We start from the raw sequence: 7175 nt of genomic DNA on the forward strand, positions 1-7175 counted from the left end.
GCGTGGCGACGATCGAGATGGCAGATGTGTTTGCGACCGGACGCCGCCGTGGAGGTGGGAGTCTCTATGCGTACCGGGTGCGCGGGCGAGGCCGCAGCGCGGTAGTTCTGTGGATCGGTGGGCGGGGCGATGAACCCGATCAGGTGTATGCGTTGGCAGAAGATGGTCACTGGCAAGTGCCGGCGTTCGTGACTGTTCGGCAGGCGCGGGTGTACGTGAGTCGGCGGGGGCGGCGGCTGGCCACTTCTGAGGCCAACACGCTGGAGCTTGTCCGTGTCCAGCACTGGCTGGAGGATCCTGTGCGCCGGAAGGTCCCGCCGGGCGCGGTGCTGGAAACGTGGAACTTCTTCGAGGATCTGGCCCGCAGCCTCGAGGCGGTCCACCGGCTGCCCCAGCAGGGAGCGGTGCATAACAGCGCCTACGAGAAGCTGTTCAGAGGCGAGTTCGCCGCGTGGACTCCCGAGGAACAACGCGCGGTACTGGAGCTGATCACGGCCGGGGTGGAGCTGTGGAACTCTTGCTCAGTGATCGTAAATCCCTGCTCGGTGATCGTCTCGGCCGGTGAACTGGGCACCCCCCGGGTCTTGTGATCCGTGCGTCGGTCGCCTCGCTGAGGTGCCTTCATGCGGCCTTCGTCGGGTAGTGGGCCCAGGTGCGGATCGGTGAATCTGGAGCGAAGTTGGTCTTCGGTTCGGCCCATTGGTTGCGCCAGCGCATGTAGCTGTTGATGACGGCGTTCTGCTCGCCGTGGCTGCGGTGGTCGGTGCCGTTGAGGGCAAAGTAGCGCAGGGCGGCGAACTCGGACTCGATCCAGCCAGCCAGGATCCGTAGGTCGGCAGGAAGACCAGCTCGACGTCGTTGGCCGCAGCCCAGGCGCGGACATTCGCATGCTTGTGCGGCGAGAAGTTGTCCAGCACGATGTACAACTTCTCGCCGGGCCAGCGGGCGCGCAGGGCCTTGAGCAGGGCGAGGAACTCGCGCCACCGCTTGCGCGGACGGATCCGGTAGTACATCTTCCCCGTGGCCAGGTCGAGGGCGGCGAGCATGTGCATCACCCCGTCATAGCGGTTGTAGGTGGCCCGGAGCCGGCGCGGTGAGCGGATCGGACGCCATGCCTTGCCCTTACGAGGCATCAGGTTCAGCGGCCCGAACTCGTCCACGCACACCACTCGACCATCGCCCGGCGGGGTGTCGTACAGGGCCAGGACCCGGTGCATCTTGGCGATGAAGTCGGGGTCGTTCGAGGACTTCCAGGTCGTGGTCGTCTGCCAGGAGACACTGCCCTCGCGCAGTATTCGCCGCAGCGTCTCGCGGCTGACCGCAGGGACCACGGCCTGCTTGACCAGATGTTCGGCCAGTTTCGTCAGGCTCCACGTGGAGAACGCGGTGATGCGCCAGTCGGCGGGGGACGTCCGGGCGATCAGGCAGATGTGCTCGCGCACCTGGCTACCGATCATCCTGGGGCGTCCCCCGCTCCATTTTGGGTCCAGTGCCTCGAACCCTCGCTCGTTGAAGGCGTGGATGACATCGCGTACATAGTCGGCGCTGGCCTGCATCAACGAGGTGATGTCGGGCACCGACTGGCCCTGCGCAGACATCAGCACGACGATCGCCCGCCGTAACTTCACCGGGTCCTTCGCGGTCCGGCTGATCCGCTGCAACCGGCGCCCTTCCTCCATGCTCACCGGCCGGACGAACACTCCCGGACGACGCCCCACAACCACCTCCACGATCACGACCTGGAAGCAGCCTGCCGAGCAACGGATGAAGGATCAATTACCCGGCCAAGGATCCGAGACGGACCACTAGATGTCAGGAGGCCGGCGCGCTGCGGGCAGCAGCAGCGATGTACCGGGCGGCCGTCGAAGAACTTTGCAAAGACCGCAGCGCCACCGGGCGGAACCTCAAGGACAAGATTGCCGACCTGACCAACAGGGGCGTACCTGCCGACGTCGTCCGCGACCTCGACGAAGCCCGGACTCTGGGCAACTGGAGCCTTCACGATGGGCTGGCCTTCTCCTACGCGGAGGTGGACGACGTGGCTTCGCTGATCCAGGAAGCCGTTTTCGTCGTCTACGTCCAGCCCGAACAGCGTGCTGCCCTTCGCGCGGCACGCCAACAACGCCGCGACCAGGCCCGCGCTGGAACATGAAGCCGCACGGCACCCCGGGCCCTGTCGGCGGGCCCGGGGTCCGGTCAGAGCCGGAACGGTCAGTAGTTGTCGCGCTCGGAGTTCGGTCCGAGCCGGCCGCCCGACGGGCTGGGCCCGACGAGGCGCGTGAGTTCCGCGCTGTACTGCGTCAGTTCAGGAGATACGTGGCTGGCGCCCTGGACAATCTTCCGCGCTTTACGCTCCTGCTGCTTCACGCAGTCAACCGTTGTGAAGGCGTACCGCTCGCCGTCCTTCACTGCCGCTGCCGCAGATTCGAGCACCGTTTCAGTATTCGAGGGATCCAGGTAAGTCATCTCTGGAACCTCGATGCGGGACCCGTCACTGAGATGCAGAGTGATCTTGAACGTGTAGACCTGGGGCAGGGCCCCCGCGAACACGCTCTTAGGTCCGACGGTGAAGGCAACCTGCTCTTGCTTGTGCGGCGGCACGGTGTACTTCATCTTGCGGGTACGAGTGAAAGGAGCCTTCGCGCCCGTTGGCACCTTGATGTCGTAGCGTGCCTGCACCTCCGACCCGCCCGCACCATATGGGCACCCCACCTCCACCACGGAACTGAAACGGAAATCCGCGTGCTTCACCAGCACCGGATTGTCACCACCGTTCCGCAACATGACGGTGACGAGAGAGGTTTCCCAGTCCTTCATAACGCCTTTCTCGCCGTCGCTCGTCCAGTCAGCCTGGATGTTCTTTTGCTTGTCCAGGTCGAAGTCCACTAACTCAAGGCCGGGTGGCTCCGGCTCCGGCTGAAGATCGGGGGCGAAGAGGAACACCAGCCCCACGGCGGAAACAACAATGCTGACCACACCGCCAACTACAGCAAGCACACCCTGGGGCCGGTGGAGGAAAGGCCGTTCGCCGCCCTCTTGCGTGCCCTGTGCAGCTGCCGGCCTGCTCCCGCCGCCCTGACCGCTCCCCGAGCCACTCTGCTGCCCCGCCACAGCCACCCCTCTCTACCGGAACACCCCACTCAGCCAAGCTAACGTCCCGTCGGCCAACAGCGTGGTCAGTCCGGGGAATCGCCGAGAAGGCCGACGAGATACTTAAGAAGCCCGGGGTCCAGTCACGGTGCTGGGAGCGGTCAGGGGCTGTCGGGGGTGGCCTGGGGGATTGTCACCGGCTTCGCCCAGTCCGTGCCCAGCTTCGCGAGGGCGGCGAGTTGGTCGGCGTTCAGCCGGTCCCTCCTGGATTTCGTGTTCGAAATCCATACGCCCAGCTTCACGGTCACCGGCTCCACCTGACCGTCGACCGTGATCGTCTCGCTGTGCCCCCTCGGCACCGGCCGGTCACCTTCCCGCTCGACCCACTGCGCCAGGGCCGCCAGGCCCCGCTGGAAGGCCGCCTCCGCCTTGCTCCCGGCCTTCTTCGGGCCCTTGGCCGCGTCGGCCGGCGCCGCGGGGAGCTCCGCCGGGGCGGCGGCGGCCAGGGGGAGGGTGGCGCCGTGGATGCCCAGTGCGGTCAGCCGCTCGCGCTGCTCGGGCAGGAGCTGCGCCCAGGTGCCCGGTTCCTGCTGACGCCACCTCCAGGTGCCGATGTCATCACCGTCGTGCATGACGCCGCCCGCGATGTAGGGCAGGACACCGTCGGCGTCGACCAGGTCGGCGAGCACCCGGTAGTGCCGCTGCCAGTTCAGCGGCCACGGGCAGTTCCAGTCCGGGTCGATCTCGGTGAGCTGCTGCGCACGCTCCGCCGCGCGCTTCGGGTCCTTGCCGAGGCCGCCCTTGCGGCGGAGGTTGGCGAGGTGCTGCCCGATGGGCACCATCGCTTCGCCCTCGCCCCACACCGCGTCCTGACGGGGCGCGAGGTGTCCGGTGGCCTTCCGGTAGGACCGGAGCGCGGCGAGCTTGTTCTCCCACGCTTCCTCGCCCGGCTCCCAGACCATCCCGGCCTCGGGGGCGTCCAGCAGCGTCTTGCGCCGCTCCTCCAGCTCACCGGCCCGCAGCGCCTTCCTTTGCTGATGGACCCATCGGCCAAGCGGAAACGACTTCGTGACCCCCACTTCGACCTCGACGTCGTAGGGAACGGCGTGGACGCCGGTGATCTCGTTCTCCTTCCGCCAGCGGATCAGGGCCTGGTATCCCTCCAGCCACACCAGGGACTCCGGCCGGTAGACCCGCGTACGGAGGAACGCCGCGATCGTCGCCGCGTCGCGCGGGCTGGAGAAGTGCAGCAGAGCGGCTTCGGCGGCGGCCTGGGTGTCGTCGTCCTCCTGGTCCTCGCCGTCGCCCGCGCCGCCGGCCCCGACGATCTGCCCGTCCTCGTCACGCTTGACGTGGACCTTGCGCTTGCCGCTCGTGAGCGCCCGGGAAGCGAGCTGCTCGACCAGGCGCTCATCGTGGCTGCGCAGCCCCTGGAGCACGGCCACGAGCGGCTTGAAGCTCGCGGAGGCGACCATGTCGGTCGGGTCCTCGCCGGGCTCCAGGAACACCGGCACGATGATCCTGGCCACCTTGGTGGACCCGTCGCGGTTGAGCCGGAGCGCGCGGCCGATGTTCTGCACGATCTCCACTTGTGAGCCGCGGGTGTCGGCGAAGCAGATCGAGTCGACTCCCCGCTCGCCGGTGATGTCGACGCCCTCCCCGAGAACGCGAACGCTGGCGAGGAAGGCGCGGTGCACCCGGCGCCCGGCGGCGTCGATGCCGTTGGCGAACTGCCGCAGCGCCTCGCGCCGCTCGGAGACGAGGTGGTCGCCGCACAGCCACGCCGACCACACCCGGTCCGGCGGGACGTGGCGGCCGGCCTCCAGCTCGTAGAACTCCGCGTCGATCGAGGACTTCGGCAGCTTGTCGGCGGCGGCCAGGTCCTCATCGGAGGCGTCGTTCATGTAGAGCTCGGCCGCCGTCTCGGGCAGCTTCTCCGCGAACGCCGCGGCCTCCTCCACCTTCTGGTGGAACGTCATGACCGTACGCAGGTTGTACGCCGCCGCGTGCTCCAGGAGCGCGGTCTGCAGCAGCGCCAGGCGCCGGCCGCGCCGCGCCTCCTCCGACTCCCCGAGGACAGGCGAAGGATCGCGGATCTCCAGCACGTCGATCTCAAAGCCCGCAAGGATTTCCCGCTCGATCGCCTCGCTCAGACCGAGCTCCGCGATCCACGCGCCGTAGGTCCCCTCCGGGTCATCCGACATCGTCGCGAGCTCCACCTCCTGGCCGTCCGCGCCCTTCTGCGGCCGGGGCGCGGCGAGGATGCGCGGGGTCGCGGTGAGGTAGAGCCGGAAGTCCGCCGGGATCCGGGCGTTGTCGTGGATCGCCGCCCACGGACGGCCAAGATCACCAGCGGTTCCGTGGGCCTCATCCACGATGGCGAGGTCGAACGGGTCCATCTGCTGCCCGTAGAGGCGCTCTCCGCCCGCCAGAGCGGCCTCCAGCGGCCCGCGAACCTTCCGCTGGCCCATCGGTGCGGTGATGTCCTCGCGGTCCACGAGGGAGGCGTACGTGGCGAACACGACGACCGGCCCCTGCCCGGCCCACAGGGCGAGCTGGATCGGGTTGGTGGTGGTGCGCACTCCGAGCTCGTTCAGGACCGCGTCGTTCTCCAGCGAGCACACCGCGACCATCGGGGCCCGGTGACCCACCGCCCGCCACGCCTGGGCGGTCTGGGCGAGCAGGTCCAGGGTCGGCACCGTGACGAGGATCCGGCCGTCCGCGAAGCTCTCCAGCGCGCACGCAGCGGCCGTGATCGTCTTGCCCGAACCGGTCGCTGACACGATCGTTCCCCGGGCACCCTGCGGGGGCACAGATGACCTTGCAGGGAATCCCACCCACTTCCTAAACGCGGACCGCTGATCTACCTGGTGTTCCTTGAGCCGAATCGCTGACATTCCGTACCTCCCCTGGAGTTGAATTCCTGCGGTCTTTCAGAGGGCCGCGTGCGGAATGCAGGCCGCGCCCATGTCGTTCCAGATCGACGCATCCGCCTTGTGCCAGCCGCCCGGCTTTCCGTCCTTGAAGGGCGGCCTGTCGTCCGGGTCGTAGTGACCGGCATCGAGCGTGCAGACGACGTAGTCCCCATCGCTGTTGACCGTCCGCGCCGTGCACAGACCGCCGGCCTCGCCCAGCGCCTCCAGCACCTGGCGGCGCCTGGTGGTGTGCGGGTGAGTGGCCGGCAGGACGGCTTCCCGGACGTACCGCTCCAGCCGCACCAGGTCGACGCGCTCCCGCTGCCTCACGTCCGCGATGTGTACGGCCAGTTCAGCGGCCCCGGCCGACCGGCCGCCGCGCCGGGACCACTCCCGGTCCGCGATGCCCACCAGGGCCTCGCTCACGGCCGTCACGCCTTCATCCCAACCGTCCTCGAACACCGCGCCCCGCGAACGCGGACCCGTGCCCTCCAGCTCCACGACCTCGCTCTGCGCCCCGGCGACCGCTCCGGCCACCAGCGCGGCCACCAAGTCGTCCGCCTCGCTCGCGGGCACACCCTGCGCCTCCAGGAGCGCGAACAGCCGGAGCCGGGCATTGACGCCTGCCGTCTGGTACTGGCCGACTCTGCGGATGGAATCGCTGCTCAGCGCGGGATCTGGTCCGGTAGATTCGTGGTGACTGGTCATCTGCGGTCGTTCCTCTCGGAATTCCGGGGAGGTTCCCGGGTGGTTGGGGGTGTCCTGGTTTCCGCCAATGCTACATGTGCATCTCCCGGATGCACTCGCTATACTGAAACCCCAACCCGAACGAGCGACCCTCACCCCCTGTAACCAGCCTGGCCCGCATCGCGGGCCCCCAAGGTTCTGGAGGCGCAGCCGGAAGGACCGTCAAGCGGGGGAGCGCAGCGGACCCGCCCAGGAGTCCGCAGGACTCCCCAACTCCCCCACAGAAGGCCCCACTAGCCGCACCACCACACCCCAGCGGCCCCGCCGCGCACCGCGCGGCCAGCCGGGCGCGCAGCGGCCGGCCCCACCGCCCCCAGGAGCGCAGCGAAGGGGGGCGCCCTCGCATCGCGAGGGCCAGCGGGAGCGCAGCGACCGCCCCCCTGGCACATCGCGCAGCGATGTGGTACCCGCGGAGCGGGTACC

General features: G+C 68.6%; 6 protein-coding genes. 2 read left to right on the top strand and 4 right to left on the bottom strand.

From position 1 onward, the window contains the following. The first annotated feature begins 2 nt into the window (after positions 1-2). A complete protein-coding gene (locus ABZ371_RS09855; protein WP_358676040.1) occupies positions 3-590 on the top strand; it encodes a hypothetical protein in 588 nt (195 codons plus the stop codon). Here ABZ371_RS09855 and ABZ371_RS09860 read toward each other — a convergent pair. Then, positions 522-1736 (bottom strand): IS630 family transposase, encoded by a 1215-nt coding sequence (locus ABZ371_RS09860; protein WP_358676042.1) that lies wholly within the window; start codon positions 1734-1736, stop codon positions 522-524. The two genes, ABZ371_RS09855 and ABZ371_RS09860, sit on opposite strands and share 69 nt — an antisense overlap. Positions 1737-1828: 92 nt before the next feature. Here ABZ371_RS09860 and ABZ371_RS09865 point away from each other — a divergent pair, with 92 nt between their 5' ends. Then, on the top strand, positions 1829-2152 hold the full coding sequence (locus tag ABZ371_RS09865) for a DUF4145 domain-containing protein (protein WP_358676052.1): 324 nt from the start codon (positions 1829-1831) through the stop codon (positions 2150-2152). 59 nt (positions 2153-2211) lie between these two features. Here ABZ371_RS09865 and ABZ371_RS09870 read toward each other — a convergent pair whose 3' ends face one another. The 3 genes from ABZ371_RS09870 to ABZ371_RS09880 all read right to left on the bottom strand — a co-directional run bounded on the left by ABZ371_RS09870 (position 2212) and on the right by ABZ371_RS09880 (position 6713). Next, positions 2212-2976: a hypothetical protein gene (locus ABZ371_RS09870; RefSeq protein ID WP_358676045.1), complete on the bottom strand. Its 765-nt coding sequence runs from the start codon at positions 2974-2976 to the stop codon at positions 2212-2214. A gap of 275 nt (positions 2977-3251) precedes the next feature. After that, positions 3252-5987 carry a Helicase associated domain protein gene (locus tag ABZ371_RS09875; protein ID WP_358676048.1) on the bottom strand — a complete coding sequence of 912 codons (2736 nt, stop codon included), beginning with the start codon at positions 5985-5987 and terminating at the stop codon, positions 3252-3254. A gap of 36 nt (positions 5988-6023) precedes the next feature. Then, positions 6024-6713 carry a hypothetical protein gene (locus ABZ371_RS09880; RefSeq protein ID WP_358676050.1) on the bottom strand — a complete coding sequence of 230 codons (690 nt, stop codon included), beginning with the start codon at positions 6711-6713 and terminating at the stop codon, positions 6024-6026. Positions 6714-7175 lie beyond the last annotated feature (462 nt).

Source organism: Streptomyces sp. NPDC005899 (assembly GCF_040629645.1).
Lineage (GTDB): Bacteria > Actinomycetota > Actinomycetes > Streptomycetales > Streptomycetaceae > Streptomyces.

Excerpts from the sequence above, each read along its gene's own strand:
- ABZ371_RS09875 (WP_358676048.1), bottom strand. The coding sequence starts at position 5,987 with ATGTCAGCGATTCGGCTCAAGGAACACCAGGTAGATCAGCGGTCCGCG.
- ABZ371_RS09880 (WP_358676050.1), bottom strand. The coding sequence starts at position 6,713 with ATGACCAGTCACCACGAATCTACCGGACCAGATCCCGCGCTGAGCAGC.